Origin of the sequence: Albibacterium bauzanense, from assembly GCF_004339765.1 — a bacterium.
Taxonomy (GTDB): Bacteria; Bacteroidota; Bacteroidia; order Sphingobacteriales; family Sphingobacteriaceae; genus Albibacterium; species Albibacterium bauzanense.
The window spans coordinates 941380-966839 of record NZ_SMGO01000002.1; the positions used below are offsets into that span (position 1 = coordinate 941380).

40 protein-coding genes are annotated in these 25460 nt (G+C 37.3%); 39 read left to right on the forward strand and 1 reads right to left on the reverse strand.

Translation table 11 applies throughout. From position 1 onward, the window contains the following. Window positions 1-49: 49 nt before the first annotated feature. Complete coding sequence (locus C8N28_RS10025; RefSeq protein ID WP_132224408.1) at window positions 50-1516, reverse strand: glycine--tRNA ligase; 1467 nt, start codon at window positions 1514-1516, stop codon at window positions 50-52. Window positions 1517-1840: 324 nt separating this feature from the next. Here C8N28_RS10025 and C8N28_RS10030 point away from each other — a divergent pair, with 324 nt between their 5' ends. From C8N28_RS10030 to rplQ, 39 genes are all read left to right on the forward strand, one after another. Beyond that, a complete protein-coding gene (locus C8N28_RS10030) occupies window positions 1841-4141 on the forward strand; it encodes a putative monovalent cation/H+ antiporter subunit A (protein WP_132224410.1) in 2301 nt (766 codons plus the stop codon). A gap of 2 nt (window positions 4142-4143) precedes the next feature. Then, entirely contained in the window at window positions 4144-4554 is a 411-nt protein-coding gene (locus C8N28_RS10035; protein WP_132224412.1) for a Na+/H+ antiporter subunit B, read from the forward strand. A 7-nt stretch (window positions 4555-4561) separates the two neighbouring features. Continuing rightward, window positions 4562-4915: a Na+/H+ antiporter subunit C gene (locus C8N28_RS10040; protein ID WP_132224414.1), complete on the forward strand. Its 354-nt coding sequence runs from the start codon at window positions 4562-4564 to the stop codon at window positions 4913-4915. A 35-nt stretch (window positions 4916-4950) separates the two neighbouring features. Further along, on the forward strand, window positions 4951-6444 hold the full coding sequence (locus C8N28_RS10045) for a proton-conducting transporter transmembrane domain-containing protein (RefSeq protein WP_246012791.1): 1494 nt from the start codon (window positions 4951-4953) through the stop codon (window positions 6442-6444). A 4-nt stretch (window positions 6445-6448) separates the two neighbouring features. After that, window positions 6449-6925 carry a Na+/H+ antiporter subunit E gene (locus tag C8N28_RS10050; protein ID WP_132224418.1) on the forward strand — a complete coding sequence of 159 codons (477 nt, stop codon included), beginning with the start codon at window positions 6449-6451 and terminating at the stop codon, window positions 6923-6925. Further along, entirely contained in the window at window positions 6922-7197 is a 276-nt protein-coding gene (locus tag C8N28_RS10055) for a monovalent cation/H+ antiporter complex subunit F (protein WP_132224419.1), read from the forward strand. Before C8N28_RS10050 ends, C8N28_RS10055 begins: the two co-directional genes overlap by 4 nt. Then, window positions 7190-7558 carry a monovalent cation/H(+) antiporter subunit G gene (gene mnhG / locus C8N28_RS10060; protein ID WP_132224420.1) on the forward strand — a complete coding sequence of 123 codons (369 nt, stop codon included), beginning with the start codon at window positions 7190-7192 and terminating at the stop codon, window positions 7556-7558. Before C8N28_RS10055 ends, mnhG begins: the two co-directional genes overlap by 8 nt. Window positions 7559-7573: 15 nt before the next feature. After that, entirely contained in the window at window positions 7574-8503 is a 930-nt protein-coding gene (locus tag C8N28_RS10065; protein ID WP_132224422.1) for a glycerophosphodiester phosphodiesterase family protein, read from the forward strand. A gap of 83 nt (window positions 8504-8586) precedes the next feature. Then, on the forward strand, window positions 8587-9711 hold the full coding sequence (dnaN, locus tag C8N28_RS10070; protein WP_132224424.1) for a DNA polymerase III subunit beta: 1125 nt from the start codon (window positions 8587-8589) through the stop codon (window positions 9709-9711). A gap of 42 nt (window positions 9712-9753) precedes the next feature. Next, window positions 9754-10398, forward strand: coding sequence for a DedA family protein (locus tag C8N28_RS10075; protein WP_132224426.1), 645 nt, complete (start codon window positions 9754-9756; stop codon window positions 10396-10398). A 144-nt stretch (window positions 10399-10542) separates the two neighbouring features. Continuing rightward, window positions 10543-11157: a 50S ribosomal protein L3 gene (gene rplC / locus C8N28_RS10080; RefSeq protein ID WP_132224970.1), complete on the forward strand. Its 615-nt coding sequence runs from the start codon at window positions 10543-10545 to the stop codon at window positions 11155-11157. A 4-nt stretch (window positions 11158-11161) separates the two neighbouring features. Continuing rightward, window positions 11162-11791: a 50S ribosomal protein L4 gene (gene rplD / locus C8N28_RS10085; RefSeq protein ID WP_132224428.1), complete on the forward strand. Its 630-nt coding sequence runs from the start codon at window positions 11162-11164 to the stop codon at window positions 11789-11791. Window position 11792: 1 nt separating this feature from the next. Then, window positions 11793-12086: a 50S ribosomal protein L23 gene (gene rplW / locus C8N28_RS10090; protein WP_132224430.1), complete on the forward strand. Its 294-nt coding sequence runs from the start codon at window positions 11793-11795 to the stop codon at window positions 12084-12086. A gap of 3 nt (window positions 12087-12089) precedes the next feature. After that, window positions 12090-12914, forward strand: a complete 825-nt coding sequence (gene rplB, locus C8N28_RS10095; RefSeq protein WP_132224432.1) for a 50S ribosomal protein L2 — start codon at window positions 12090-12092, stop codon at window positions 12912-12914. Next, a complete protein-coding gene (gene rpsS / locus C8N28_RS10100) occupies window positions 12914-13180 on the forward strand; it encodes a 30S ribosomal protein S19 (RefSeq protein ID WP_132224434.1) in 267 nt (88 codons plus the stop codon). Before rplB ends, rpsS begins: the two co-directional genes overlap by 1 nt. 3 nt (window positions 13181-13183) lie before the next feature. Further along, complete coding sequence (gene rplV, locus C8N28_RS10105) at window positions 13184-13552, forward strand: 50S ribosomal protein L22 (protein ID WP_132224436.1); 369 nt, start codon at window positions 13184-13186, stop codon at window positions 13550-13552. 4 nt (window positions 13553-13556) lie between these two features. Next, window positions 13557-14363, forward strand: a complete 807-nt coding sequence (rpsC, locus tag C8N28_RS10110; RefSeq protein ID WP_132224438.1) for a 30S ribosomal protein S3 — start codon at window positions 13557-13559, stop codon at window positions 14361-14363. A gap of 46 nt (window positions 14364-14409) precedes the next feature. Then, on the forward strand, window positions 14410-14832 hold the full coding sequence (rplP, locus tag C8N28_RS10115; protein WP_132224440.1) for a 50S ribosomal protein L16: 423 nt from the start codon (window positions 14410-14412) through the stop codon (window positions 14830-14832). A gap of 94 nt (window positions 14833-14926) precedes the next feature. Next, the gene (rpmC, locus tag C8N28_RS10120; RefSeq protein WP_132224442.1) at window positions 14927-15157 is read left to right on the forward strand and encodes a 50S ribosomal protein L29; all 231 of its coding nucleotides are present in this window, start codon (window positions 14927-14929) and stop codon (window positions 15155-15157) included. A gap of 12 nt (window positions 15158-15169) precedes the next feature. Next, complete coding sequence (gene rpsQ, locus C8N28_RS10125) at window positions 15170-15424, forward strand: 30S ribosomal protein S17 (protein WP_132224444.1); 255 nt, start codon at window positions 15170-15172, stop codon at window positions 15422-15424. Further along, window positions 15424-15792, forward strand: a complete 369-nt coding sequence (rplN, locus tag C8N28_RS10130; protein WP_132224446.1) for a 50S ribosomal protein L14 — start codon at window positions 15424-15426, stop codon at window positions 15790-15792. Before rpsQ ends, rplN begins: the two co-directional genes overlap by 1 nt. A 1-nt stretch (window position 15793) precedes the next feature. Then, a complete protein-coding gene (gene rplX, locus C8N28_RS10135; protein WP_132224448.1) occupies window positions 15794-16135 on the forward strand; it encodes a 50S ribosomal protein L24 in 342 nt (113 codons plus the stop codon). Next, window positions 16135-16710 carry a 50S ribosomal protein L5 gene (gene rplE / locus C8N28_RS10140; protein ID WP_132224450.1) on the forward strand — a complete coding sequence of 192 codons (576 nt, stop codon included), beginning with the start codon at window positions 16135-16137 and terminating at the stop codon, window positions 16708-16710. Before rplX ends, rplE begins: the two co-directional genes overlap by 1 nt. Then, window positions 16703-16972: a 30S ribosomal protein S14 gene (rpsN, locus tag C8N28_RS10145; RefSeq protein WP_132224452.1), complete on the forward strand. Its 270-nt coding sequence runs from the start codon at window positions 16703-16705 to the stop codon at window positions 16970-16972. Before rplE ends, rpsN begins: the two co-directional genes overlap by 8 nt. Window positions 16973-17057: 85 nt before the next feature. Continuing rightward, window positions 17058-17456 carry a 30S ribosomal protein S8 gene (gene rpsH / locus C8N28_RS10150; RefSeq protein WP_132224454.1) on the forward strand — a complete coding sequence of 133 codons (399 nt, stop codon included), beginning with the start codon at window positions 17058-17060 and terminating at the stop codon, window positions 17454-17456. A 15-nt stretch (window positions 17457-17471) separates the two neighbouring features. Further along, window positions 17472-18029: a 50S ribosomal protein L6 gene (gene rplF / locus C8N28_RS10155; protein ID WP_132224456.1), complete on the forward strand. Its 558-nt coding sequence runs from the start codon at window positions 17472-17474 to the stop codon at window positions 18027-18029. A gap of 5 nt (window positions 18030-18034) precedes the next feature. Then, a complete protein-coding gene (rplR, locus tag C8N28_RS10160; protein WP_132224458.1) occupies window positions 18035-18388 on the forward strand; it encodes a 50S ribosomal protein L18 in 354 nt (117 codons plus the stop codon). Window positions 18389-18399: 11 nt separating this feature from the next. Continuing rightward, window positions 18400-18918 (forward strand): 30S ribosomal protein S5, encoded by a 519-nt coding sequence (gene rpsE, locus C8N28_RS10165; protein ID WP_132224460.1) that lies wholly within the window; start codon window positions 18400-18402, stop codon window positions 18916-18918. A 5-nt stretch (window positions 18919-18923) separates the two neighbouring features. Then, the gene (gene rpmD / locus C8N28_RS10170; RefSeq protein WP_132224462.1) at window positions 18924-19103 is read left to right on the forward strand and encodes a 50S ribosomal protein L30; all 180 of its coding nucleotides are present in this window, start codon (window positions 18924-18926) and stop codon (window positions 19101-19103) included. Between the two features lie 97 nt (window positions 19104-19200). Further along, entirely contained in the window at window positions 19201-19647 is a 447-nt protein-coding gene (gene rplO, locus C8N28_RS10175; RefSeq protein ID WP_132224464.1) for a 50S ribosomal protein L15, read from the forward strand. A gap of 3 nt (window positions 19648-19650) precedes the next feature. Then, complete coding sequence (secY, locus tag C8N28_RS10180; protein ID WP_132224466.1) at window positions 19651-20985, forward strand: preprotein translocase subunit SecY; 1335 nt, start codon at window positions 19651-19653, stop codon at window positions 20983-20985. Between the two features lie 4 nt (window positions 20986-20989). Next, the gene (gene map / locus C8N28_RS10185) at window positions 20990-21775 is read left to right on the forward strand and encodes a type I methionyl aminopeptidase (protein WP_132224468.1); all 786 of its coding nucleotides are present in this window, start codon (window positions 20990-20992) and stop codon (window positions 21773-21775) included. A gap of 72 nt (window positions 21776-21847) precedes the next feature. Beyond that, a complete protein-coding gene (gene infA, locus C8N28_RS10190) occupies window positions 21848-22066 on the forward strand; it encodes a translation initiation factor IF-1 (protein ID WP_132224470.1) in 219 nt (72 codons plus the stop codon). Between the two features lie 14 nt (window positions 22067-22080). Beyond that, a complete protein-coding gene (ykgO, locus tag C8N28_RS10195) occupies window positions 22081-22197 on the forward strand; it encodes a type B 50S ribosomal protein L36 (RefSeq protein WP_132224472.1) in 117 nt (38 codons plus the stop codon). Window positions 22198-22214: 17 nt separating this feature from the next. Then, complete coding sequence (gene rpsM / locus C8N28_RS10200; RefSeq protein ID WP_132224474.1) at window positions 22215-22592, forward strand: 30S ribosomal protein S13; 378 nt, start codon at window positions 22215-22217, stop codon at window positions 22590-22592. 16 nt (window positions 22593-22608) lie between these two features. Further along, window positions 22609-22998 carry a 30S ribosomal protein S11 gene (gene rpsK / locus C8N28_RS10205; protein WP_132224476.1) on the forward strand — a complete coding sequence of 130 codons (390 nt, stop codon included), beginning with the start codon at window positions 22609-22611 and terminating at the stop codon, window positions 22996-22998. Window positions 22999-23061: 63 nt separating this feature from the next. Further along, a complete protein-coding gene (gene rpsD / locus C8N28_RS10210; RefSeq protein WP_132224478.1) occupies window positions 23062-23670 on the forward strand; it encodes a 30S ribosomal protein S4 in 609 nt (202 codons plus the stop codon). Window positions 23671-23754: 84 nt separating this feature from the next. Further along, on the forward strand, window positions 23755-24747 hold the full coding sequence (locus C8N28_RS10215) for a DNA-directed RNA polymerase subunit alpha (protein ID WP_132224480.1): 993 nt from the start codon (window positions 23755-23757) through the stop codon (window positions 24745-24747). A gap of 78 nt (window positions 24748-24825) precedes the next feature. After that, window positions 24826-25377, forward strand: coding sequence for a 50S ribosomal protein L17 (gene rplQ / locus C8N28_RS10220; protein WP_132224482.1), 552 nt, complete (start codon window positions 24826-24828; stop codon window positions 25375-25377). Window positions 25378-25460 lie beyond the last annotated feature (83 nt).

Genomic DNA, 25460 nt, shown 5'->3' on the forward strand with positions numbered 1-25460 from the left:
GCCCTGTAGAAATCAATCTACAGAGCTCTTTTATTAAAAAGGGATATCTTTAGATAAACTTCTTCAATAGGCTATGCCAGCCTGTTGTTTTTTGAAGGATACCGTTTATGTCATCTAATTTTACACGTTCTTGCTCCATGCTATCGCGATGGCGAAGTGTAACTGTATTATCTTCCAGTGTTTGATGATCTATCGTAATACAAATCGGGGTACCAATCGCATCTTGTCTGCGGTAACGTTTCCCGATAGAATCTTTTTCATCGTATTGGATATTAAAGTCGAGCTTCAATTCATCCATAAGCTCTCTTGCTTTTTCTGGCAAGCCGTCTTTCTTTGTTAAAGGTAGAATTGCTGCTTTAACAGGAGCCAAAGCTGGGTGAATATGTAATACGGTACGACTGTCTTTTTTATCTTCTGTACTTAAATCTTGCTCTTCAAAAGCATTGCATAATACCGTAAGGAACATCCTATCCAAACCAATTGAGGTTTCGATTACATAAGGAATGTAGCTTTGATTAATTTCCGGATCGAAGAACTGCATTTTCTTACCCGAGAATTCCTGATGTTGTTTTAAGTCGAAATCCGTTCTTGAGTGAATTCCTTCAACTTCTTTAAAGCCAAAAGGAAAATCGAATTCAATATCAACCGCCGCATTTGCATAATGAGCTGGCTTAACATGATCGTGGAAACGATATCTTTCTGAATTAGAACCCAATGCCAAGTGCCATTTTAAACGGGCAGCTTTCCATTTTTCGTACCATTCCATTTCCGTACCAGGGCGCACAAAGAATTGCATTTCCATTTGCTCAAACTCTCTCATTCGCATAATGAATTGACGCGCGATAACTTCATTTCTGAAAGCTTTCCCGATCTGTGCAATTCCAAAAGGAATTCTCATTCTTCCGCTTTTCTGAACATTCAAGAAGTTAACAAAAATACCTTGAGCCGTTTCCGGACGCAGGTACACATCTTCAGCACCTTCTGCTGTAGCACCCATTTTGGTAGAGAACATTAAATTAAACTGACGAACATCGGTCCAGTTCTTTGTTCCTGAAATAGGGCATACAATACCATGGTCTTCAATGATAGCCTTTAAACGGCCTAAATCATCATCTTTAATTGCTTGATCGAGGTCATTTTGCAATTGCGCTGCTTTATCCGTTTTGCCGTCTCTCTCATAGCGCGTTATTTTATCTTCGATCAATTGATCTGCACGGTAGCGTTTCTTAGAATCTTTATTATCGATCATCGGATCGTTAAACCCATCCACGTGACCCGAAGCCTTCCATATTTTTGGATGCATAAAAATAGCTGAGTCTATCCCGACAATATTTTCATTAAGTTGCACCATTGATTTCCACCAATAGGTTTTAATATTATTCTTTAATTCAGAACCCAATTGTCCGTAGTCGTAAACTGCACTTAAGCCGTCATAAATTTCGCTCGACGGAAATACAAAGCCGTATTCTTTGGCATGCGATACAACATTTTTTAAAATATCATCAGTTTTGCTCATAGTGCGACAAATATAATCTGATTTATGCATATTCATAATAAATCGCCCTACAAAATTATATATCCATGCAGTATTGGATGTATATTGTAAATACCTTGGTTTGCACATCTGCATTGTTCTTGCGTTATTCCTACGTTAAGTCTGCGTTTTTTCGGCTAAAATAGCGCAGATTCAATGGAGGAAGTACGAAAGGAGCTTTAAAGGATCTTTAACAAGGGTTAAAGATGATTTATTGAATAATATAGGGGCTATAACGCATGGTTTATTTATATTTGTTAAGTTACTCAATTTATCGTTTAAATTCCTTAATAATTATCTTAATTAATGCTATTAGCTATACTGTCAGGTTTCCTAATTGCTATTTGTTTGTTATTTCTTGGAAAGCAGCTTAAAGGAAATCTACCATTAGCTGTTTCTATCTTACCCATCACACTTTTTGTATATTTCTGTACATTTTTGCCAGGGATAGGTGAGGGACAAACTTTCTTTCAGCATATTCCATGGATACCTTCTATGGGAATTCATCTTGATTTTAAGCTAGATGGATTATCACTCTTGTTTTCTTTGTTAATTACAGGGATAGGATCCTTGGTATTTCTATATTCTTCGTCTTATTTAAAAGGGCATATTTATATAGGCCGATTTTATGGCTATCTCTGTGTTTTTATGGCATCGATGCTTGGCGTGGTGCTTTCTGATAACTTATTGGTGCTGTTTGTGTTTTGGGAGCTTACTGCAATAAGTTCATTTTTTCTTATTGGTTTTAATAATGACAATGAAGCTTCAAGAAAGAGTTCTCTTTTAGCTTGGGCAATCACCGGAGGAGGAGGCTTTTTCCTGATGGCCGGATTTATTTTAATAGGAAACGTCTCAGGGACTTATTCGCTGCAGGAGATGTTATCTTCGAGTGAGTTGTTAAAGAGCCATTTTTTATATGCAATTATGCTTTTCTTGATTTTTGCAGGGGCTTTTACAAAATCAGCACAATTTCCTTTTCATTTCTGGCTTCCGGGTGCCATGAAAGCACCTACGCCTGTATCGGCATATTTGCATTCTGCAACAATGGTGAAGGCCGGTATATATCTTATTGCTCGCTTTACACCTATTCTCGGCAATCATCCTTATTGGAATAATACCTTATTAATAGTTGGGGGCATTACCATGGTGTATGGAGCTTTTCATTCCATATTTCGAATTGATTTGAAAGGTATTTTAGCCTACTCTACCATTTCTGCTCTTGGTATACTCGTATTTTTGCTTGGAATAGGAACTCATGATGCACTATTAGCCGCATCTGTTTTTATACTTGTGCATGCTTTTTATAAGGCCGGGTTATTTTTAATTGCCGGGGTAATTGATCATGAAACAGGTACGCGAGATGTCAGCCAATTAGCCGGTTTACGGAAAGTAATGGCTCCTTTAGCAATTGCCGGAGGTTTGGCAGCTCTTTCAAGTGCTGGTATTCCGCTTACATTGAGCTTTGTTAGTAAAGATCTGATTTATGAGGCTACATTGAACAGTGGAAACAGCGCCTTGCTGTTTACTTTGATCGCTATTTTAACCAATATATTTTTATCTTATTCGGGATACCTGGCAGGAATAAAACCTTTTGTTGGAAGTTTGCCTGCTAAGTTTAGCGAAGTTCATTTACCATCGGGTTTTATGTGGCTTCCTCCTCTTTTCCTTGGGTTGGGGGGATTGCTGTTCGGGCTATTTCCTTCTTTATTAGATAGCTCTCTGATTCAGCCGGTAATTCATGCAATGGGTGCAAATGATACTGTTGTATCGTTAAAGCTATGGCATGGATTCAATACTGTTTTGATGTTAAGTGCCCTTACAATTGTATGCGGTATTATTCTGTATTTGATCTTAAAGCCATCTTTAAAGAGACTAAATGCAATCGGGAAATTAGATTCTTTTTCTCCTCAAACTATTTTTATGTCTTTGGCAAAAGGAACTAAGTTTATCGCTTTGAGATATACAAAGTTTATGCATAATGGCTTCTTAAGGTCCTATCTCACCAAAATCATTTTCTTCCTGGTTTGTTTGATAGGTTATTATCTTATAAGAAATGTAGATATTCAATTATATACAGATAAACATACTGCGATAAGTATGTACGAAGCCATTGTGTTTTCGATCATGATCGTGGCAATTTTTACCATTGTATTTTCCCCTTCACGCTTTGTCGCTATCATTTCACTGAGTGTGATGGGTTATTGTATGTGCTTGTTTTTTGTTTATTATGGCGCTCCTGATTTAGCTATGACTCAATTCACAATTGATACCTTAACGACCGTATTATTTGTTCTGGTGTTGCTTAAACTGCCACCATATCTTAGAATAAAGGATAAAGCAGCGCAAGTAAGAGATGGGTTCCTGGCCGGGGCATTCGGTATATTGATATCTGTTATTGCTTTACAGGTATTGAATGAACCTACTAATAAGAATATCAGCAGATTTTATGCAGACAATGCATATCTATTAGGTAAAGGGAAAAATGTAGTGAACGTTATTTTGGTTGATTTTAGAGGTTATGATACGCTTGTTGAGATTACCGTTCTTACTATTGCCGCTATTGGTGTTTACAGCATGCTTAAAATTCAATCATCAGAAATAGAATAGTTATGAAGATAATATTATTGAAGACAGCTGCAAATTATCTGTTGCCACTATTGCTGCTTTTTTCTGTATTCATTTTATTGAGAGGGCACTATGAACCAGGTGGAGGTTTTGTAGGAGGACTGATAGCTTCGATTGCTTTTATACTGCATTCGTTAGCGAATGGTTTAGATAGTACAAAAGCTCTTTTAAAGTATTCTCCATTTTATTTTATTCCATTTGGACTAAGCATTGCAATTTTAAGCGGACTTGCTCCTTTGTTTGTTGGAGAGCCATTTATGACGGTATTGTGGTTTGAGAATCCTCTGCCGGTTATTGGTTTGATAGGATCGGCCTTGTTTTTTGATATAGGTGTTTACCTGGTAGTAATTGGAGTTACGCTAACCATTTTATTTACAATTTCTGAAAGCGTTTAGATAGATTATGGAATTATTATTTGTTGTATTAATCGGAGTGCTATACGGTACAGGCATTTATCTAATGCTTCGGCGAAGTATGGTGAAGCTTTTAGTTGGTTTGCTTTTATTGGGTAATGGGGCAAATTTGCTTATTTTCTTATTGGGTGATCTGGTAAAAGGAAATCCTCCGGTAATTTCTCCAGATTCAAGTGTATTTACTGCAGTTTATGCAGATCCAATTCCTCAATCCTTAATTCTAACTGCCATTGTTATCAGTTTTGGCTTGCAGTCTTTTGCTATTATTCTATTAAAGAAGGTTTATCTGGCTACGGGCTCAGATAATTTAGATGATCTTAATACACACGATTTAGATATATGACGAGTAATTTTATTATTCTACCCTTATTGCTACACATGGCGACAGCCATTGTGCTCATGTTTTTGTGGAAGAGAATAACTGCCCAACGAATTATTAGTGTTATATCAAATATAGTGATCCTGATCGTTGGCATCCTGCTATTTATGCAAACCTGGAAAACGGGGATTATTACCATGCAAGCAGGAAACTGGCCTGCCCCCTTTGGAATTACATTTGTTGCCGATGTTTTTAGCAGTACCATGGTTTTGTTTACTTCTATCTCTGCATTGGCGGTAAGCATTTATTCTACCGTAGGAATAAATCGGGCAAGGATGAAATACGGTTATTTCCCGATCTTTCATTTTCTGTTCATGGGCTTGAACGGTGCTTTTCTGACAGGCGATGTTTTTAATCTGTATGTATGGTTTGAAATAGTAATTATTTCATCGTTTGTATTAATGACTCTGGGTGGTAAGAAACCGCAGATGGAGAGTGCGATAAAATACGTTGCGATGAATATGCTGGCATCGGTTATTTTTTTAACAGCTATTGCAATTCTATACGGACTTACAGGAAGTTTGAATATGGCTGATTTGTCTATAAAGATTGCACAAATAGAAAATAGAGGTCTGGTTAATATTACCGGTTTATTGTTTTTTATAGGATTTGGTATCAAGTCAGCAGTCTTTCCTTTATATTATTGGTTGCCTTCTTCTTATCATACACCACCTTCTGCAATTGCGGCTATTTTTGGAGGCTTACTCACCAAGGTTGGTATTTATGCATTATTTCGATTTTTCACATTGATTTTTATTCCGAATGAGTTTATTACAACAGCATTTTCTCTAATTGCTGTGGCTACGTTAATAACAGGTGCTTTGGGATCAATAATAAAACGCGATATGCGAAGGATGTTTTCTTATCTGATTGTATGCCATATCGGGTTTATGATTGCCGGGCTGGGGTTGTTTACAGAAGTAGCATTGGCAGGGGCTTTATTTTATCTGTTTCATGATATCATCGTTAAAACGAATTTGTTTTTAGTAAGTGGTATTATTTATCGGATTAAGGGAACCATGAATATGCCTAAGCTGGGAGGCTTGTATGCTGAGTATCCAAAGCTCAGTCTTATCATGGCTATTGTCTTCTTTTCATTGGTGGGTATTCCTCCTCTATCGGGTTTCTGGCCTAAAATAAACTTGTTTCAGGCCGGGTTTTTCGGTGGCAATTACCTGTTAATTGTTGCTATGATCATAGCAAGCTTTGTGACTTTATATGTGATTGCGAAAATGTGGACAGAAGCTTTCTGGAAGACCGCTCCTCCTTTAGATCCGGATGAGAAAGCTTATATTGATGGCTTTACGGTTTTAAGGCCATTTAGTAAATTATTATTGGTGTTTCCGGTAGTAATGCTGATGATGGTATCTTTATATATCGGTTTTGGCGCAGAAAATATTATGGTAATCTCTAAGCATATTGCTGCGCAGATGATGGATACTTCTCCTTATATTAAGGCAGTTTTAGGAAATGAAGCATTAAATATACAGTGAGACTATGCTAAAACAATTTTTGATTAACATCTTACTTACTTTTGTTTGGGTTGCACTTACCGGCGATTTCGAATTAGGTAATTATGCTTTTGGATTTTTACTGAGTTATTTTATTCTGCGTAGTGCTGCAGTTAAGAATGGTGGAGTAAGCTATTTTAATCGTATACCCAAAATAATAGGCTTCCTGTTTTTCTTTTTGTATGAAATGTTGAAAGCTAATTTACAGGTTGCTTACGATGTTATTACTCCCAGGTTTTTTATGAAACCCGGAATTGTTAAGTTTCCGCTTTCGGCTAAAACGGATCTGGAAATTACATTGTTAGCGAATTGTATTTCATTAACCCCTGGAACATTGATTATAGCGGTGAGTGATGATCGTAAAGCAATTTTTGTTCATGTAATGTATTTAGAAGATAGAGATAAGTTTGTAGAGGAAGTGAAAAACGGGTTGGAAAGAAGGTTATTAGAAATATTACGATGAGTTTATATGATTTTTTATCTTACGTTATTATGCCTGCTTTAAGTATTTCTACTTTGTTGGTGTTCTATCGGTTTATTATTGGCCCAAATGTGATGGATAGGGTTGTAGCGCTTGAATTGCTTATTTCGATTGGGATTGCAACTATTACCGTTTTTAGCATTGTGAGCGATAATGCTACGTTTCTTGATGTGGCAATGATTTTGGCTCTGATAGCTTTTTTAGGAACGGTAGCCTATTCTTATTATATTGAAAAAAAGGAGAAGAATGAATGATGTATTGATAATGATATTTAGCGGCTTGGGTGTTTTGTTTATTTTAATCGCCTCTATTGGTATTGTTAGAATGCCGGATTTTTTCCTTCGGCTTTCTGTTACTGTAAAGGCTACAACGCTGGGGGTAGGCTTTATTCTATTAAGTACAGTTATATATTTTGGAGACCTGTCTGTTACAACCAAGTCTTTAGCAATTATTCTTTTTCTTTTACTGACTTCACCGGTTGGTGCTCAATTGATAGGCCGGGTTTCGTATTTTACAGGTACGAAGCTTTGGAAGAACTCGGTATTGGATGAGTTGAAAGGAAAATACAATGAGGAAACTCATGTTTTAGGCAGTGAAGATAAAGAAGGTGATTAATTAGAACGTATTTTTATGAGGCTTTTATTAAAATTAACCATGCTTTTATTGGTTATGGGCTCTTGTACCATGACCGGGTCGTTTACAACCTTATCAGCTGATAAAACTAATATTGAAATAAAGACTCTTGATGACCTGTATCAATTTCTGACACATACAGCTGATAGGGTTCCGTTAATTAGCGCTCATCGGGGAGGGCCAGAGCCGGGCTATCCGGAGAATGCAATTGAAACCTTTGAAAAGTCGGCTAAAAGACAACCTTTAATTATTGAGTGCGATATTGCTCTCACTAAAGATTCTGTTTTGGTGTTAATGCATGATGATAAGCTGGATCGGACAAGTAATGGGAAAGGATATGTGAAGGATTATACCTTTAAAGAGCTGCAGGAATTTCGATTGAAGGATACTGATGGTGAACTGACTTCTTATCGGATCCCAAGTTTGGAAAAAGCGTTGGAGTGGGGAGCAGGTAAAGTGATTTATACCTTGGATATCAAGAGAAATGTTCCTTATGAATTGGTGATCGATTTAGTTCGTAGAAAGAAAGCAGCTCCTTATTCAATACTTATTACTTATTCGGCTACGCAGGCTGCCAAGGTTCATAAGCTGGCGCCAGAGTTGATGATATCGGCATCTATTTCTAAACCAGAAGATCTGTTGCGACTGAATGATTATGGTGTGCCTGACAATCGCCTGGTAGCTTTTGTGGGAACAAGTGAAGCCCAGCCAGAGACCTATCAATTTTTACATGAGCACGGTATTTTATGTATCGTGGGAACGATGGGTAACTTAGACGAACAGGCAAAGGCAAGGGGAGATGCATTGTATTTTGATATGATAGACAGGGGTGCTGATATATTATCGACAGACCGCCCGGTTGAAGCTGGAATTCAGCTTCAGAAATATCGCACCGACTATCGTTTGAGTTCTGATTTTATTAAGTGATACTTGTTTTAGAAGAGAGCTTTTTTAAATTCCTTTATTAAATAATCGCAATTTTGCTTATCATTGTGCTATAAATATTTTTTATGAGATTCATCGTATCTACCTCAGTTTTATTAAAGCAGTTACAGGCCGTTAATGGTGCATCAAGCAGTAGTACAGTGTTGCCTATTCTTGAAAACTTCCTATTTGAAATTAAAGACAGTATTCTAACGATTTCAGCAACGGATTTGCAAACTAGTATGGTTACTTTTTTGCAAGTAGAGTCTAAGGAGGAAGGTAGAATTGCGGTTCCATCTAAAATACTTCTGGATACATTAAAGACTTTGCCTGATCAGCCAATCGCTTTTACAGTAGATCCGACAACTTCGGCTATTGAAATTAGCGCAGGCGATGGTAAGTATAAACTGACTGGAGAAAGCGCAGATGATTTTCCGAAGATACCAGTGGTTGAGAATGCTTCTTCTGTATCGATAGCTGCATCTGTTTTAGCTGAATCAATTAATAAAACAATATTTGCTGTAAGTAATGACGAGTTAAGGCCAGCAATGACGGGTGTTTACTGTCACCTAACACCAAAGAGTACAACCTTTGTAGGTACGGATGCTCATAAGTTGGTTCGGTACCGCAGAACGGATGTACGCTCTGAGGTGGAAGCTTCTTTGATTTTGCCTAAAAAGGCATTGTCTTTATTAAAGGCATCGCTTCCTTCAGAAGATGTTACGGTTTCTATTGAATACAATGCTACCAGTGCTTTCTTTAAGTTTGGTAATATTAATTTGATCTGCCGTTTAATTGATGAGCGCTATCCAGATTATGAAGCGGTTATTCCTACTTTAAATCCAAATAGATTATCCATTGACCGTGTATTGTTTTTAAATTCATTGCGTAGAGTAGTTATTTATGCTAATAAAACAACGCATCAGGTGCGATTAAAGATAGCAGGTAGCGAATTGAATATCTCATCAGAAGATCTGGACTTTTCGAACGAAGCTCATGAACGCTTAAGCTGCCAGTTTGAAGGCGAGGATATGGAGATTGGATTTAACGCTAAGTTTCTGATTGAAATGCTTAACAATTTAGATTGTGAGGAAGTGCAGCTGGAAATGAGTACATCAAATCGTGCGGGTTTATTAACGCCTTCTGTTTCTGAGGAAAATGAAGATGTGCTGATGTTAGTTATGCCAGTTATGCTTAATAATCAGGCTTAATAAAGGCCTTCTTTTGCATCCTTTTCTTATACATCATATAAAGTGGAAATAATCCAAACGCTTATAGATTTTGTTCTTCATATTGATGAACATCTTGTTGAAATTGTTAACTCCTATCAGACCTGGACTTACCTTATTCTTTTTTTGATTGTTTTTGCTGAAACAGGATTTGTAGTGACTCCTTTTTTGCCGGGTGATTCTTTGTTGTTTGCTGCCGGTGCAATTATTGCAAAACCGGAGACTGATTTGAACATTTTCTTGATGTGGGCCATATTTGTCAGTGCCGGTTTTTTAGGCGACTGGTTGAATTATCATATCGGAGAATATGTTGGTCCGAAAGCTTTTAATGGTAAGGTTAAATTTCTAAAAAAGGAGTATTTAGATAAGACTCAGGCTTTTTATGATAAGCATGGAGGTAAAACGATCATCTATGCTCGGTTTATTCCTATAGTGCGCACTTTTGCGCCTTTCGTTGCTGGTGTCGGGACGATGAGCTATTCTAAATTTGCTTCTTATAATATAATAGGAGCTTTGTTATGGGTTACCAGTTTCTTGTTTTTAGGATACTTCTTTGGAGGCTTGCCTATTATAAAAGATAACTTCACGGTTGTTATTTTCGCTATTATTATTCTTTCTATTATTCCCCCCATTATTGAGGTTTTTCGTAACAGGAAGAAAGCCCAATAATAATCTCTCTAAATAGCTGAAATTTTTTCTCTAAGTATTTGATACTTATTGTAATTTTTCTATCTTTGCCGTCCCTTAGGGAATTACTATGTCTTGAGCGAAGCCCTACTGCTTCGATGGACACAAACAGAAATTAAAAGAAAAATGTCAGGAATTATTGGAAAAAAAGTAGGAATGACCAGCATTTTCGACGAACAGGGACGGAATATTCCTTGTACGGTTATCGAAGCTGGCCCGTGCGTGGTAACGCAGATACGCACGGAAGAAAAAGATGGCTACTCTGCTGTTCAATTAGCTTTCGATGATAAGAAAGAAAAGAACACAACGGCTTCTTTAAAAGGGCACTTTGCTAAAGCAAATACAACGCCTAAGCGTAAATTAGTTGAAATTGGAACGTTCCCCGATGAGAAGAATTTGGGTGATGTTGTAACTGTATCAATTTTCTCTGAAGGAGATTTTATTGATGTGGTTGGTACATCAAAAGGAAAAGGTTTCCAAGGTGTTGTAAAACGCCATGGATTTGCCGGTTCTGCTCAAACTCACGGTCAGAAAAGCCGGTTACGTGCTCCAGGGTCAGTAGGTGCTGCATCTTGGCCTTCGCGCGTATTTAAAGGTATGAGAATGGCTGGTCGTATGGGTGGTGATCGTGTAAAGATTCAGAACTTACAAGTACTTAAGGTTTATGAAGATAAAAACCTTATTGTAGTTAGTGGTTCTATTCCAGGTGCGAAAGGTTCTTACGTAATCGTAGATAAATAAGAAGATGGAAGTTAAAGTTTTAAACATATCAGGTAAAGAAACAGGTGCCAAGGTGCAACTTCCTGAAGCAATATTTGGTGTTGAGCCTAACGATCATGCTATTTATTTAGATGTTAAGCAATATCTTGCAAATCAAAGACAAGGTACTCATAAGTCTAAACAACGTAATGAAATAGCTGGTTCAACCCGTAAATTACACAAACAAAAAGGTACTGGTGGTGCTCGTGCTGGTAGCATTAAATCACCTTTATTTAATGGTGGAGGACGTATTTTTGGTCCGCAACCACGCGATTACAGCTTCAAACTTAACAAGAAATTGAAAGTTGTTGCTCGTAAATCTGCATTAAGCTATAAGGCTAAGGATAGTAATATTTTAATTTTGGACGAAGTAACCTTCGATTCAGTTAAAACTAAGAACTATGCTAAAATGATTGCTGACTTAAACGTTTCTAACGAAAAAACCTTAATGGTTTTGCCGGCAATTAATAACAACGTTTATTTATCCAGCAGAAACCTTAAGAAAGTAAAAGTTATTACTGCAGCTGAACTGAACACATATGATGTTCTTAATGCAGGTAAATTATTACTTACGTTGGATTCTGTTAAAATTTTGGAGGAGGCATTGGCCAAGTAAGATGGAAATATTAAGGAAACCAATACTAACAGAAAAAGCATCTGCTTTAACCGAAAAGTTAAATCGTTATGCTTTTCAAGTAGATCATAGAGCAAACAAGTTGCAAATTAAAGCCGCTGTTGAAAAAATGTTTGGAGTTCAGGTTAAAGCAGTAAACACAGCAGTGGTTACTGGTAAAATGAAATCTCGTCAAACAAAAACAGGGATTGCATCTGGCCGCGTTGCAAAATATAAAAAGGCTATCATCACTTTAAATGATGGCGATATTATTGACTTTTACAGTACTATACAATAAAACATGGCAGTTAAAAGATTCAAACCGGTAACACCTGGTACTCGCTTTAGAGTGGGCGCTGACTATTCTGGAGTTACAACAAATGTTCCTGAAAAATCATTAGTTGTAAAGATCAAGAAGTCAGGTGGAAGAAATAATTCCGGTAAAATGACTATGCGTAATCTCGGTGGGGGACATAAAAGATCATACCGATTGATAGATTTTAAACGCGATAAAAAGAATATCCCCGCTACAGTTGCTACAATAGAATATGATCCAAATCGTTCTGCTCGTATTGCATTATTGCATTACGCAGATGGTGAGAAGCGTTACATTATCGCTCCTGAAGGATTAGCTGTAGGACAAGTTATTATCTCTGGAGATGATGTTGCTCCTGAAATTGGAAATACATTACCTTTAAAAAGCATCCCTTTGGGTTCTATTATTCATAATATTGAATTGAACCCTGGACAAGGTGGTACGATTGCACGTAGTGCTGGTACTTATGCACAATTATCTGCTCGTGATGGCAAGTATGCAATTATCAAATTGCCTTCAGGAGAAACGAGAATGATTTTAGCTACTTGCTTAGCTACTTTAGGTTCGGTTTCGAATCATGAGAGAGCCAATCAGGTTATGGGTAAGGCTGGTGCTAAGCGTTGGTTAGGCCGTCGTCCTCGCGTTCGTGGTGTTGCTATGAACCCTGTGGATCACCCTATGGGAGGTGGTGAAGGAAGAACATCTGGAGGTCACCCACGTTCAAGAAACGGTATATTAGCTAAAGGCTTTAAAACACGTGATAAGAAAAAAGTATCGAATCGTTACATCATTGAGAGAAGGAAGAAATAATGGCACGTTCAATTAAAAAAGGTCCTTATATAGACCATAACTTAGAGAGAAAAGTTCTTTCTATGAATGAAACCAGCAAAAAATCAGTAGTTAAAACTTGGTCACGCAGATCAATGATTTCACCAGATTTTGTTGGCCATACCTTCGCGGTACATAACGGTAACAAATTTATTCCGGTTTACGTTACGGAAAACATGGTTGGCCATAAATTAGGAGAATTTGCCCCAACCAGAACATTTAGGGGTCACTCTGAAAAGAAAAGATAAGCAATGGAAGCAGTAGCAAAATTAAATAATTGCCCTACGTCGCCACGCAAAATGCGTTTAGTAGTAGATTTAATCCGTGGTCAGCGCGTGGAGAAGGCACTATACATTTTAAAGTATACGAATAAAGAAGCCGCAATTCGAGTTGAGAAACTTTTATTATCGGCTATTAAGAACTGGGAATCAAAAAACGAAGGTCAGCGTCCTGAAGAAAGTGAATTGTATGTAAAGACAATTTCTGTTGATGGAGGCCGTCAGTTGAAAAGATTAAGACCAGCACCGCAAGGTCGTGGTTACCGTATTCGTAAACGTTCTAACCACGTTACAGTAGTTGTAGATAGTAGTAAGAACTTGGTAGAAGCACAAACTAATTAAGGAAATGGGACAAAAAGCACATCCAATAGGTAACAGATTAGGAATCATCAAAGGTTGGGATTCTAACTGGTTCGGTGGCAACAACTACTCCGATAAATTAGTTGAAGATGAAAAAATAAGAAAGTATCTTTCTGTTCGTATTGCTAAAGGTGGCGTTTCGAAGATTGTTATCGAACGTACATTGAAACGCATCACAGTTACGATTCATACTGCTCGTCCGGGTATTGTGATTGGTAAAGGTGGACAAGAAGTTGATAAGATCAAAGAAGAATTAAAGAAGATCACTAAGAAAGACGTTCAAATCAATATTTTTGAGATTAAACGTCCTGAATTAGATGCTCAATTGGTTGCAGAAGGAGTAGCGAAACAGCTTGAAGCTCGTATTTCTTTCCGTAGAGCCATGAAAACTTCAATCGCTTCTACCATGAGAATGGGTGCAGAAGGTATTAAGATTATGTGTTCTGGTCGTTTAGGCGGTGCTGAAATGGCGCGTACAGAGCAATATAAAGAAGGTAGAGTTCCATTGCATACATTCCGTGCTGATATTGACTATGCTTTAGCAGAAGCTCATACTACTTATGGTAAAATAGGTGTTAAGGTATGGATCTGTAAAGGTGAAGTATACGGTAAACGTGATTTGTCTCCTAACATCGGTCAAACAAGCGGTCCTAAAGGACGTGCTCCTGAGGCAGGTGCTGGTGCTGGTAATGCTGATCGTCGTCGTGGCGGTGGAAATGATCGTAATGATCGCAGAGGTGGTGGACATGGTGGTCAAAACCGCGGTGGTGGTGCAGGTAGAGGAAGAAATTAATTTTTAACAATATTCTCCGTTTAATACGGAATTAAATAATACGAACATGTTACAGCCAAAAAGAACAAAGTTCAGAAAAATGCAGAAGGGACGTATGAAAGGTAATGCAGGCCGTGGGGCTGAGCTAGCTTTTGGTTCATTCGGTATTAAGTCTTTAGAACCTGCTTGGATTACCAGCCGTCAAATAGAGGCTGCGCGTATTGCCGTTACACGTTTTATGAAACGTGAAGGACAAGTATGGATTCGTGTATTTCCTGATAAGCCCGTTACAAAGAAACCTGCAGAGGTTCGTATGGGTAAAGGTAAGGGTGCACCAGAATACTGGGTAGCCGTTGTGCGCCCAGGCCGTATGTTATTTGAAGCTGAAGGTGTTTCTTTAGAAGTTGCTAAAGAAGCTTTACGCCTTGCTGCTCAGAAATTACCGGTTCAAACTAAGTTTGTTATACGTAGAGATTACGTAGAAGCATAAACATTGGCAAGGTTTTTTTGTTTAAATTGCCTAGCCGTTACCGGGCAATTGTATCTAAAACAAAAAATTGAGCTGAGATTAACTGAAATATAAAATGAAAAATTCAGAAATTTTAAATCTGACAACTGAAGAGATTGTAGATCAAATCGCAGAAGAGAGAACTACACTCAGCAAATTAAAATTTGCTCATGCTGTTTCGGCTATTGAAAATCCTAACCGGATTAAATATGCACGTAAAGCAATTGCACGTTTACAAACAGAATTATCAAATCGTAAATCGGCAGATGCTTCTACAGAAGGTGAAACAGCCACTGAAGCTCAATAATTTAAAATCCAAATGGAAAGAAAGTTAAGAAAAACAAGAATTGGGTTGGTGGTAAGTGATAAGATGAACAAGTCTATTGTTGTGGCTGTTGAACGTAAAGTGAAGCACCCAATGTATGGTAAGTTCGTTAAAACTACTACGAAATTCAAGGCTCATGATGAGTCTAATACCTGCGGTATCGGCGACAAGGTATTAATTATGGAAACACGTCCTTTGAGTAAAACAAAGAACTGGAGATTGGTAGAAATTTTAGAAAAGGCTAAGTAATGGTACAACAGGAATCAAGATTAAATGTTGCCGACAATAGCGGAGCTAAAGAAGTTTTAGTGATCCGTGTATTAGGAGGTACCGGTAAGCGTTATGCGTCTATTGGCGATAAAATTGTTGTGAGCGTTAAAAGTGCAATCCCTTCTGGTAATATAAAGAAAGGTACAGTTTCTAAAGCTGTCGTAGTTAGAACGAAAAAAGAGATTCGTCGTAAAGATGGTTCTTATATCCGTTTTGATGATAATGCTGCAGTATTGTTAAACAATCAAAATGAACCACGTGGAACACGTATTTTTGGCCCTGTTGCCAGAGAATTGCGTGAAAAACAGTTCATGAAAATTATTTCATTAGCACCGGAGGTATTATAAAATGGGAAAGATACAAATAACACAACCAAAATTGAAGATCCGCAAAGGTGATTTGGTACAAGTTATCGCTGGTAATTCAAAAGGGATACAAGGGAAAGTTTTAGAAGTAAATGTGAAAACCAGCCGCGTAACAGTGGAAGGTGCAAGCATTGTTTCTAAACATACAAAACCTAATGCCACAAACCCAAACGGTGGAATTGTTAAACAAGAAGCTCCAATACACATCTCTAACGTTGCTTTTGTAGATCCTAAGTCAGGAAAACCTACACGCATCGGACGTCAGAGAAACAGCGAAGATAAACTCGTTCGTGTTGCTAAAAAATCAGGGGAGGAAATTAAGTAATGAGTAACGTTAACGTACCTCGGTTAAAAACCAAATATAACGAAGAGATTCGTACAGCACTGAAAGAGAAATTTCAGTATAAGAGTGTAATGCAAGTTCCTAAATTGGAGAAAATTTCAATTAATCAAGGTGTTGGTGGTGCTACTACTGATAAGAAATTAATTGAAAGCGCTATCAATGAAATGACAACCATTACAGGTCAGCAAGCAGTTTCAACTAAATCTAAGAAAGACGTTTCTAACTTTAAGTTACGTAAAGGAATGCCAGTAGGTGTTCGTGTTACGCTTCGTGATGTTAAAATGTATGAGTTTTTAGATCGTTTAATTGCAGTTGCACTACCTCGTATTCGTGATTTTAGAGGAATTAATGATAAAGGATTTGATGGCCATGGTAATTATACTTTGGGTGTTACTGAACAAATCATTTTTCCTGAAATAAACATTGATAAAATCAATAAAATTACGGGTATGGATATTACTTTTGTAACCACAGCTAAAAACGATGTTGAAGCTTTGGAATTATTAAAGCAATTTGGATTACCTTTCAAAAATCAAAATCAAAATACTAATGGCTAAAGAAGGAATTAAAGCTCGTGGTGTAAAACGTGAGAAATTAGTCGCCAAATTCGCTGAGAAGCGTGCTGCATTAAAAGCAGCAGGTGATTATGAGGCTTTAGATAAATTACCAAGAAATGCTTCACCTGTTCGTTTGCACAATCGTTGCAAATTAACTGGACGTCCTAAAGGGTATATGCGCCAATTTGGTATTTCACGGGTTACTTTCCGTGAGATGGCCTTAGCTGGTAAGATCCCGGGGGTAAGAAAAGCTAGCTGGTAATTTAATACCAATAAGCAAATAAATTTTAACCGATAAAAGGTCTGAGACTATGCTGGTCCGGAAACCATTATCATAACTATATAAAATGAATACAGATCCAATAGCAGATTACCTTACACGAGTAAGGAATGCCATGAAGGCCAACCACAGGGTTGTAGAAATTCCTGCATCAAACCTTAAAAAAGAAATAACAAAGGTTCTTTTTGATAAGGGTTACATTACGAACTATAAGTTTGAAGACGAAACAGTTCAAGGAACAATTAAAATTGCCTTGAAATATCATCCGATTACTAAAGTTCCTGCTATTCGCACGCTTAGCCGTGTGAGTAAACCTGGTTTAAGAAAATATGCAGGTGTAGATAATATTCCACGTGTTTTGAATGGCCTGGGCATCGCAATTTTGTCTACTTCTAAAGGAGTAATGACAGATAAAGAAGCTCGTATGCAAAATATCGGTGGAGAAGTTTTATGTTACGTATATTAATCAGGAGAAAACACGATGTCAAGAATTGGAAAAGCGCCAATCGCTATCCCGGCCGGAGTAACTATAACTGTTTCTGATAAGAATCTAGTTACAGTTAAGGGGCCTAAGGGAGAATTAAGTCAACAAGTTGATTCTGCTATAACTTTTTCTCAAGAAAATGGTGAGTTAATAGTTAGGCGTGCAACTGAACAAAAAACACATAAATCTCTTCACGGTTTATACCGTTCTTTAGTTGCCAATATGGTAACAGGAGTTACAGAAGGATTTAAAACAACACAAGAACTAGTGGGTGTTGGTTACCGTGCTTCACACCAAGGAAATACCTTGGATTTAGTATTGGGTTTCTCACATCATATTGTGTTTGTCTTACCGAAAGAAGTTAAGGTTACTACCGCTTCTGAAAAAGGTAAAAACCCAACAATTACATTAGAGTCTATTGACAAACAACTTATTGGACAAGTAGCAGCGAAGATTCGTCAACTACGTGCTCCTGAGCCTTACAAAGGAAAAGGTATTAAGTTTGTGGGTGAAGAGTTAAGAAGAAAAGCAGGTAAATCAGCAGCTAAAAAATAATCATCATGGCAGGAAAAAAATTATCTCGCAGAGAGCGAATCAAAAGAGGGATTAGAAAACGCCTATCAGGTTCAACCGAACGTCCTCGTCTGTCTGTTTATAGAAGCAATAAAGGCATCTATGCACAGGTCATCGATGATATTAATGGTAAAACACTGGTTGCGGCATCCTCTTTATCTAAAGATTTCAGTGGATCAGGCAATAAAATTGAGCAATCGAAAACGGTTGGTAAAATTATCGCAGAGAAGGCTATCGCCGCTGGAATTAATAATGTAGTTTTTGATCGTAACGGATACTTATATCACGGCAGAGTTAAGTCTTTGGCTGAAGGTGCTCGTGAAGGCGGTCTTAATTTTTAATAAGAAGAGAGATGTCAACAAGTAGTATAAAGAGAGTAAAATCAAGCGATATTGAATTAAAAGATCGCTTAGTAAGTATTCAGCGCGTTGCCAAGGTAACCAAAGGTGGACGTACATTTAGCTTTTCAGCAATTGTTGTTGTAGGTGATGAAAATGGCGTTGTAGGTTTTGGTTTAGGTAAAGCTAAAGAGGTTACTGAAGCTATCGCTAAAGGTATCGACGATGCTAAAAAGAATTTAATTAAGGTTCCTGTAATTAAAGGAACTGTTCCACATACCCAAAATGGTAAATATTCTGGTGGTAGAGTTTTAATTAAACCTGCTGTTAGTGGTACGGGAGTTCTTGCAGGTGGTGCTATGCGTGCTGTTTTAGAGAGCGCTGGTATTACTGATGTATTAGCAAAATCAACAGGATCTTCTAACCCTCATAACGTGGTTAAAGCAACAATTGATGCTTTAGTTAAAATGCGCGATGCTTATACAGTAGCACAACAACGTGGTGTGGAATTAAGTAAGGTTTTTAACGGATAATCATCATGGCAAAAATTAAAATTACACAAATTAAGAGCATCATTGATAGAAGTGAGCGTCAAAAAAGAACAATGCAGGCATTGGGTTTGAGAAGAATCAACCACTCTGTTGAAGTTGAAGCTACGCCTTCTATTATTGGGATGGTTAGAAAAGTAAACCACTTAGTAGCTCTAGAGAGTTTATAATATTGTAGGGTTGTCTGAATAAGGCTACCCTGCATTTTACGTTAATCTTTATGCCTGTACAGTGAAAGCGAAGGCATAAACAACAAAAGTTATTACAATGGATTTAAGTAACTTAAGACCTGCAGCAGGTTCTATTAAAGCTAAAAAACGTATTGGTCGTGGTACAGGTTCTGGTCGTGGTGGTACATCTACCCGCGGTCATAAAGGAGCTCAATCTCGTTCTGGTCACAGTACAAAGGTTGGTTTCGAAGGTGGACAAATGCCACTTCAGCGCCGTGTGCCTAAGTTCGGTTTCAAGAATATCAATCGTGTTGAATACGCAAGTGTTAACTTAGATGTTATTCAAGCTTTAGCAGATAAATTTAGTCTGACTGCAGTTGATTTTGATATCTTGAAAGAACATGGTCTTGTTTCAAAGAATGACCTTGTTAAGATATTGGGTCGTGGAGAGGTAACCTCAAAATTAGAAATTAAAGCTCATGCTTTTTCTGCTTCGGCTCAGAAAGCTATTGAATCCGCTGGTGGATCGATCGTTAAACTTTAGTAAATGAAGAAGCTGATCTCAACATTAACGAATATCTGGAAGATTGAAGATTTAAGGACGCGTATTTTAAATACGCTTCTTTTTCTTTTAATTTATCGTATTGGTTCGCATATTGTATTGCCTGGTGTTAACCCTGCCGCTTTAGATCAAGAAGCGAAAGAAGGTTTACTAGGTTTGTTAAACATGTTTGCTGGAGGTTCTTTTTCACGTTCTGCAATTTTTGCATTGGGGGTTATGCCCTATATTTCAGCCTCAATTGTTATTCAATTATTAGGTATAGCTGTTCCATATTTCCAGAAATTACAGAAAGAAGGAGAGAGCGGAACTAAAAAAATGACGCAGATTACGCGTTATTTAACGTTGGTTATTACCCTGCTCCAATCAGTAGCTTATATTCGCTCGCAGATTAGCCCGGAAGCTATCATGATGGCTGAGCCATTATTTACAGTTCTTTCAACTATTATCCTTACATCAGGAACTATGTTCGTGATGTGGTTAGGTGAGAAAATTACAGATAAAGGTATTGGTAACGGTATCTCACTAATCATTATGGTTGGTATTATTGCTCAGTTGCCAGGTGGTTTGATCCAAGAGTGGGCTTCCAGAATGGGAGGCAATGGTGGTCCGATTCCATTTATTTTGGAAATGGTAGCTTTGTTTGCTGTTGTGGTATTTACCATTTTGATTGTACAAGGTGTTCGTAAAATACCTGTTCAATATGCGAAGAGAATAGTTGGTAATAAACAATATGGTGGTGTTCGTCAGTACATTCCTTTAAAAGTGAATACATCTGGTGTAATGCCTATCATCTTTGCTCAGGCAATTATGTTTGTTCCAATGACGATTCCTCAATTTTTCCCTAATCTTCAATCAAGCTTCATCACTTCATTGAGCGATTATACATCGGTTGCTTATAATGTTACGTTTGCATTCCTGATTATAGGATTTACGTTCTTTTATACAGCTATCATGGTTAATCCTCAGCAAATGGCTGATGATATGAAGAAGAATGGTGGTTTTATACCAGGCATTAAACCAGGTATTGCTACCAGTGGATACATTGACGGAGTGTTGTCGAAGATCACATTGCCCGGATCTGTATTTCTAGCGATCATCGCTATTTTTCCAGCGATTGCTACTTTGTTAGGTGTAAATAGTCAGTTCGCTCATTTCTATGGCGGAACGTCATTACTTATCCTGGTAGGGGTTGTTTTGGATACACTTCAACAAATTGAAAGTCACTTATTGATGCGCCATTACGATGGTTTGATGAAAACGGGCCGTATGAAAGGACGTACTGCTGTGAGTAGCAGTAGTACTGCAAGTTCGCCTATATAGAATCATGTCAAAGGTAATTTTTAAGACCAAAGAACAGATTGAACTAATTCGACAAAGTGGTGATTTATTATCAAGAACACTAGGCGAGTTAGCAAAAGAAATAAAGCCGGGTGTACGTACCATTGACTTGGATAAATTGGCATTTGAATTTATTCAGGATCATGGAGGTACACCGGCATTTTTAAATTACAGCGGGTTTCCTTATTCATTATGTATTTCTATGAACGATCAGATTGTTCATGGTTTTCCAAGTGATTATGTTCTTAAGGAGGGTGACCTGATATCAGTAGACGGTGGAGTTACTTTGAATGGCTATATTAGCGATTCGGCCTATACTTTTGCAGTAGGAGAAGTAAGTGAAGAGATTAAGACTTTACTGAATGTAACGAAAGAATCTTTGAGATTAGGAATTGAACAAGCTGTATCAGGAAGACGTGTTGGCGATATCTCTTTTGCAATACAAGATCATATTGATCAATATGGTTATGGTATTGTAAAAGAATTAGTAGGACATGGTGTTGGGGTAGAATTGCATGAAAAACCAGAGGTTCCTAATTATGGTCGCCGTGGTATGGGGCCAAAATTAGTGGAAGGTATGGTCATTGCAATTGAACCTATGATCAACTTAGGAAAATCAGGGGTGAAATTCTGGGATGACGGTTGGACAGTTAGTACCATTGATGGGAAAGTTTCTGCTCATTATGAGCATACAGTGGCTATTTCAAAAGGAAAACCTGATATTTTAACAAGTTTTTCTTATATCGAAGATATTTTAAATGAAAAGCATTGATATTAAATTTATTTATTAGTATTTTTGCAACCCTGTTTGTATTACGTATTAACAGATAATAATCAGTATAATATGGCTAAACAAGCCTCGATTGAACAAGATGGAATTATTAGAGAAGCATTATCAAATGCTATGTTCCGTGTTGAGTTAGAAAATGGACATGAAATTGTTGCCCATATTTCTGGTAAGATGCGGATGCATTACATTAAGATTTTGCCGGGCGACCGTGTAAAGTTGGAAATGTCTCCTTATGATTTGACAAAAGGTAGGATAACCTATAGGTATAAATAAAAAATCAAGTTAAGATGAAAGTTAGAGCATCCATAAAAAAACGTAGCGCCGATTGCAAAATCATTCGTCGTAATGGTAAATTGTATGTAATCAATAAAAAGAACCCTAGATTCAAACAAAGACAGGGATAACAATATTAAATTAATATATGGCAAGGATAGCAGGTATAGATTTACCGAAAAACAAAAGAGGAGAAATCGGACTAACTTACATTTATGGTATTGGTCGTTCAACAGCACAACGTATTTTGAACGAAGCTGGTATTAGCTATGATGTGAAAGTTGAAGAATGGACCGATGATCAGTTAGCGACTATACGTACGCTTATTAATGATGAGATCAAAGTTGAAGGAGCTCTACGTTCTGAAGTTCAATTGAACATAAAACGTTTAATGGATATCGGATGTTACCGCGGTCTTCGTCATCGTAAAGGTTTGCCAGTTCGTGGACAACGTACTAAGAATAACTCACGTACACGTAAAGGAAAACGTAAGACTGTTGCAAACAAGAAAAAAGCTACTAAATAATAATTGACAAGATATAATGGCTAAGAGTAAAAAAGTAACCAAAAAGCGTCTTGTAACAATTGAGCCTGTTGGTCAGGCACATATAAGCGCTACATTTAATAATATCATTGTTACTTTAACTAACAATCAAGGTCAACCTATTTCCTGGTCATCATCAGGTAAAATGGGTTTTAGAGGTTCTAAAAAGAACACACCTTATGCAGCTGGACAAGCAGCAGCAGATTGTGGTAAAGTTGCGTATGATTTAGGTTTACGTAAAGTTGAAGTATTTGTAAAAGGTCCAGGTTCAGGTCGTGAATCTGCAATCCGTACTTTACAAATTGCAGGGATTGAAGTAACGTCTATTCGTGACATTACACCGCTTCCGCACAACGGATGTCGTCCTCCTAAAAGAAGAAGAGTTTAATTAAATTATTTTAAAGCTAAGATTCTCTCGCTTAAGGCGGGAAGATACTTTAAAAACAACAACATGGCTAGATACATCGGACCAAAGTCCAAAATTGCACGTCGTTTCAGAGAACCTATTTTCGGTCCTGATAAGGTTTTAGATCGTAAGAATTACCCACCAGGGCAACACGGTAACGCCAGACGTCGCGGTAAACAATCTGAGTACGCAACTCAGTTGTTAGAAAAACAAAAAGCAAAATATACTTACGGTGTATTGGAGCGTCAGTTTGCAAACTTATTTACTAAAGCTGCTTCGAAAGAAGGAATTACAGGTGAAGAGTTGCTTAAATTATTGGAAGCTCGTTTAGATAATACAGTTTACCGTTTAGGGATTGCTCCTACACGCTCGGCTGCTCGCCAATTAGTTGGTCATAAGCACGTAACAGTGAATGGTGAAGTGGTGAATATTCCATCTTATAGCCTTCGTCCTGGAGATGTTGTTGCTGTTAGAGAGCGTTCAAAATCACTTGAGGCTATCACGAACTCTGTTGCTGGTAAGCAGATTAATAAGTTTTCATGGTTAGAGTGGGAGTCAAAAGAACTTAGTGGTAAGTTTTTAAATCTCCCTAGCCGTGATGAGATTCCTGAGAATATCAAGGAAAACTTAATCGTCGAGTTATACTCTAAATAATCTTTTTAGCGAGAAAAGCATATACTTAATGTATCATGCTTTTTCGTTTGATATAATCATTTCAACAACATTAAATAGAAATAAATGGCAATCTTAGCATTTCAAAAACCGGATAAAGTTATCATGCAGAAATCGACTGATTTTGATGGTCAATTTGAATTTCGTCCGTTAGAACCAGGATTTGGTATAACCATAGGCAATGCTTTACGTCGTATTTTGCTTTCTTCACTAGAAGGATATGCAATTACTGCAACACGGTTTTCCGGAGTTTCCCACGAGTTTTCTACCATTAAAGGTGTTGTAGAGGATGTAACGGAAATTATTCTTAATTTGAAACAAGTACGTTTCAAAAAGACTGGTGAACTAGGTGACACAGAGAAGATTTTCATTGTGATTAATGGACAAGAACAATTTAAAGCAGGTGATATTACTAAATTCTCATCTAACTTTACAGTTCTTAATCCGGATCTAGTGATCTGTAATCTTGATAATAATATTCCTTTAGAAGTTGAAATAACAGTGAGTAAAGGAAGAGGATATGTTAATGCTGAAGAGAACAAAGTTGCAGATTCTGCACTTGGAGTAATCGCCATTGATTCAATCTTTACACCAATAATTAATGTAAAATATACTATTGAGAATTTCCGGGTTGAGCAAAAAACTGACTACGAGAAATTGCTTTTGGATATTTCTACTGATGGGTCTATTCATCCTGAAGATGCATTAAAAGAGGCAGCTAAGATTTTGATTCATCACTTTATGCTTTTCTCTGATGAAAACATCTTATTGGAATCTCAAGCTAAGGAAGAAACTAAAGAAGTAGACGAAGAGATTTTACATATGCGTAAAGTTTTAAAAACAGAATTGGTAGATCTAGATCTTTCAGTTCGCGCATTGAACTGTCTTAAAGCTGCTGATATACGTACATTAGCTGAATTGATTTCTTACGACGTTGCTGATATGTTAAAGTTCAGAAACTTCGGTAAAAAGTCATTAACTGAAATTCAAGAATTAGTAAAATCAAAAGGATTGTCTTTCGGGATGAATCTGAATAAATTTAAATTAGACGAAGACTAGATCTTCAATTAATAAGCGACCTGCTGCATAATTCCCTCCTAAAATTAGTCGAGACGGTATGCACAAATTATAATAAAAATGAGACACGGAAAAAAATTTAATCACTTAGGCCGCACCAACAGCCACCGCCAGGCAATGTTGTCAAACATGGCTACTTCGCTTTTAAAACATAAGCGTATTACCACAACTTTAGCAAAAGCAAAAGCTTTGCGTCAATATGTTGAGCCTCTTATTACTAAATCAAAGACAGACTCAACTCATTCTCGTCGTACTGTTTTTTCTTACTTGAAAGATAAAGACGCTATTACTATCTTGTTCCGCGAGATATCTGAAAAAGTTGCTAACAGACCAGGAGGTTATACTCGTATTATAAAATTAGCTAATCGTTTGGGAGATAACTCTGAAATGGCAATTATTGAGCTTGTTGATTACAACGAGGTTTACAATAAAGGAGAGGCTAAAGTTGAGAAGAAAACTACACGTCGCCGTGCTTCTTCTAAGAAAAAAGCAGATGCACCTGAAAAGGCAGAAGCTATTGAAGAAGCTACAATTGTAGAAGCTGCTTCGACAGAAAATGTAGAAGAAGTTGAAAAAGCAGATGATGCAGAACCAACTGAAGATAAAAAATAAGATTAAACAATACGTTTAATTCAACAAAGAAAACACCCAAATCTTATAGGTTTGGGTGTTTTCTTTTTGGTCAATTTTTCTTG

Excerpts from the sequence above, each read along its gene's own strand:
- C8N28_RS10025 (WP_132224408.1), bottom strand. The coding sequence starts at position 1,516 with ATGAGCAAAACTGATGATATTTTAAAAAATGTTGTATCGCATGCCAAA.
- C8N28_RS10030 (WP_132224410.1), top strand. The coding sequence starts at position 1,841 with ATGCTATTAGCTATACTGTCAGGTTTCCTAATTGCTATTTGTTTGTTA.
- C8N28_RS10035 (WP_132224412.1), top strand. The coding sequence starts at position 4,144 with ATGAAGATAATATTATTGAAGACAGCTGCAAATTATCTGTTGCCACTA.
- C8N28_RS10040 (WP_132224414.1), top strand. The coding sequence starts at position 4,562 with ATGGAATTATTATTTGTTGTATTAATCGGAGTGCTATACGGTACAGGC.
- C8N28_RS10045 (WP_246012791.1), top strand. The coding sequence starts at position 4,951 with ATGGCGACAGCCATTGTGCTCATGTTTTTGTGGAAGAGAATAACTGCC.
- C8N28_RS10050 (WP_132224418.1), top strand. The coding sequence starts at position 6,449 with ATGCTAAAACAATTTTTGATTAACATCTTACTTACTTTTGTTTGGGTT.
- C8N28_RS10055 (WP_132224419.1), top strand. The coding sequence starts at position 6,922 with ATGAGTTTATATGATTTTTTATCTTACGTTATTATGCCTGCTTTAAGT.
- mnhG (WP_132224420.1), top strand. The coding sequence starts at position 7,190 with ATGAATGATGTATTGATAATGATATTTAGCGGCTTGGGTGTTTTGTTT.
- C8N28_RS10065 (WP_132224422.1), top strand. The coding sequence starts at position 7,574 with ATGAGGCTTTTATTAAAATTAACCATGCTTTTATTGGTTATGGGCTCT.
- dnaN (WP_132224424.1), top strand. The coding sequence starts at position 8,587 with ATGAGATTCATCGTATCTACCTCAGTTTTATTAAAGCAGTTACAGGCC.
- rplC (WP_132224970.1), top strand. The coding sequence starts at position 10,543 with ATGTCAGGAATTATTGGAAAAAAAGTAGGAATGACCAGCATTTTCGAC.
- rplD (WP_132224428.1), top strand. The coding sequence starts at position 11,162 with ATGGAAGTTAAAGTTTTAAACATATCAGGTAAAGAAACAGGTGCCAAG.
- rplW (WP_132224430.1), top strand. The coding sequence starts at position 11,793 with ATGGAAATATTAAGGAAACCAATACTAACAGAAAAAGCATCTGCTTTA.
- rplB (WP_132224432.1), top strand. The coding sequence starts at position 12,090 with ATGGCAGTTAAAAGATTCAAACCGGTAACACCTGGTACTCGCTTTAGA.
- rpsS (WP_132224434.1), top strand. The coding sequence starts at position 12,914 with ATGGCACGTTCAATTAAAAAAGGTCCTTATATAGACCATAACTTAGAG.
- rplV (WP_132224436.1), top strand. The coding sequence starts at position 13,184 with ATGGAAGCAGTAGCAAAATTAAATAATTGCCCTACGTCGCCACGCAAA.
- rpsC (WP_132224438.1), top strand. The coding sequence starts at position 13,557 with ATGGGACAAAAAGCACATCCAATAGGTAACAGATTAGGAATCATCAAA.
- rplP (WP_132224440.1), top strand. The coding sequence starts at position 14,410 with ATGTTACAGCCAAAAAGAACAAAGTTCAGAAAAATGCAGAAGGGACGT.
- rpmC (WP_132224442.1), top strand. The coding sequence starts at position 14,927 with ATGAAAAATTCAGAAATTTTAAATCTGACAACTGAAGAGATTGTAGAT.
- rpsQ (WP_132224444.1), top strand. The coding sequence starts at position 15,170 with ATGGAAAGAAAGTTAAGAAAAACAAGAATTGGGTTGGTGGTAAGTGAT.
- rplN (WP_132224446.1), top strand. The coding sequence starts at position 15,424 with ATGGTACAACAGGAATCAAGATTAAATGTTGCCGACAATAGCGGAGCT.
- rplX (WP_132224448.1), top strand. The coding sequence starts at position 15,794 with ATGGGAAAGATACAAATAACACAACCAAAATTGAAGATCCGCAAAGGT.
- rplE (WP_132224450.1), top strand. The coding sequence starts at position 16,135 with ATGAGTAACGTTAACGTACCTCGGTTAAAAACCAAATATAACGAAGAG.
- rpsN (WP_132224452.1), top strand. The coding sequence starts at position 16,703 with ATGGCTAAAGAAGGAATTAAAGCTCGTGGTGTAAAACGTGAGAAATTA.
- rpsH (WP_132224454.1), top strand. The coding sequence starts at position 17,058 with ATGAATACAGATCCAATAGCAGATTACCTTACACGAGTAAGGAATGCC.
- rplF (WP_132224456.1), top strand. The coding sequence starts at position 17,472 with ATGTCAAGAATTGGAAAAGCGCCAATCGCTATCCCGGCCGGAGTAACT.
- rplR (WP_132224458.1), top strand. The coding sequence starts at position 18,035 with ATGGCAGGAAAAAAATTATCTCGCAGAGAGCGAATCAAAAGAGGGATT.
- rpsE (WP_132224460.1), top strand. The coding sequence starts at position 18,400 with ATGTCAACAAGTAGTATAAAGAGAGTAAAATCAAGCGATATTGAATTA.
- rpmD (WP_132224462.1), top strand. The coding sequence starts at position 18,924 with ATGGCAAAAATTAAAATTACACAAATTAAGAGCATCATTGATAGAAGT.
- rplO (WP_132224464.1), top strand. The coding sequence starts at position 19,201 with ATGGATTTAAGTAACTTAAGACCTGCAGCAGGTTCTATTAAAGCTAAA.
- secY (WP_132224466.1), top strand. The coding sequence starts at position 19,651 with ATGAAGAAGCTGATCTCAACATTAACGAATATCTGGAAGATTGAAGAT.
- map (WP_132224468.1), top strand. The coding sequence starts at position 20,990 with ATGTCAAAGGTAATTTTTAAGACCAAAGAACAGATTGAACTAATTCGA.
- infA (WP_132224470.1), top strand. The coding sequence starts at position 21,848 with ATGGCTAAACAAGCCTCGATTGAACAAGATGGAATTATTAGAGAAGCA.
- ykgO (WP_132224472.1), top strand. The coding sequence starts at position 22,081 with ATGAAAGTTAGAGCATCCATAAAAAAACGTAGCGCCGATTGCAAAATC.
- rpsM (WP_132224474.1), top strand. The coding sequence starts at position 22,215 with ATGGCAAGGATAGCAGGTATAGATTTACCGAAAAACAAAAGAGGAGAA.
- rpsK (WP_132224476.1), top strand. The coding sequence starts at position 22,609 with ATGGCTAAGAGTAAAAAAGTAACCAAAAAGCGTCTTGTAACAATTGAG.
- rpsD (WP_132224478.1), top strand. The coding sequence starts at position 23,062 with ATGGCTAGATACATCGGACCAAAGTCCAAAATTGCACGTCGTTTCAGA.
- C8N28_RS10215 (WP_132224480.1), top strand. The coding sequence starts at position 23,755 with ATGGCAATCTTAGCATTTCAAAAACCGGATAAAGTTATCATGCAGAAA.
- rplQ (WP_132224482.1), top strand. The coding sequence starts at position 24,826 with ATGAGACACGGAAAAAAATTTAATCACTTAGGCCGCACCAACAGCCAC.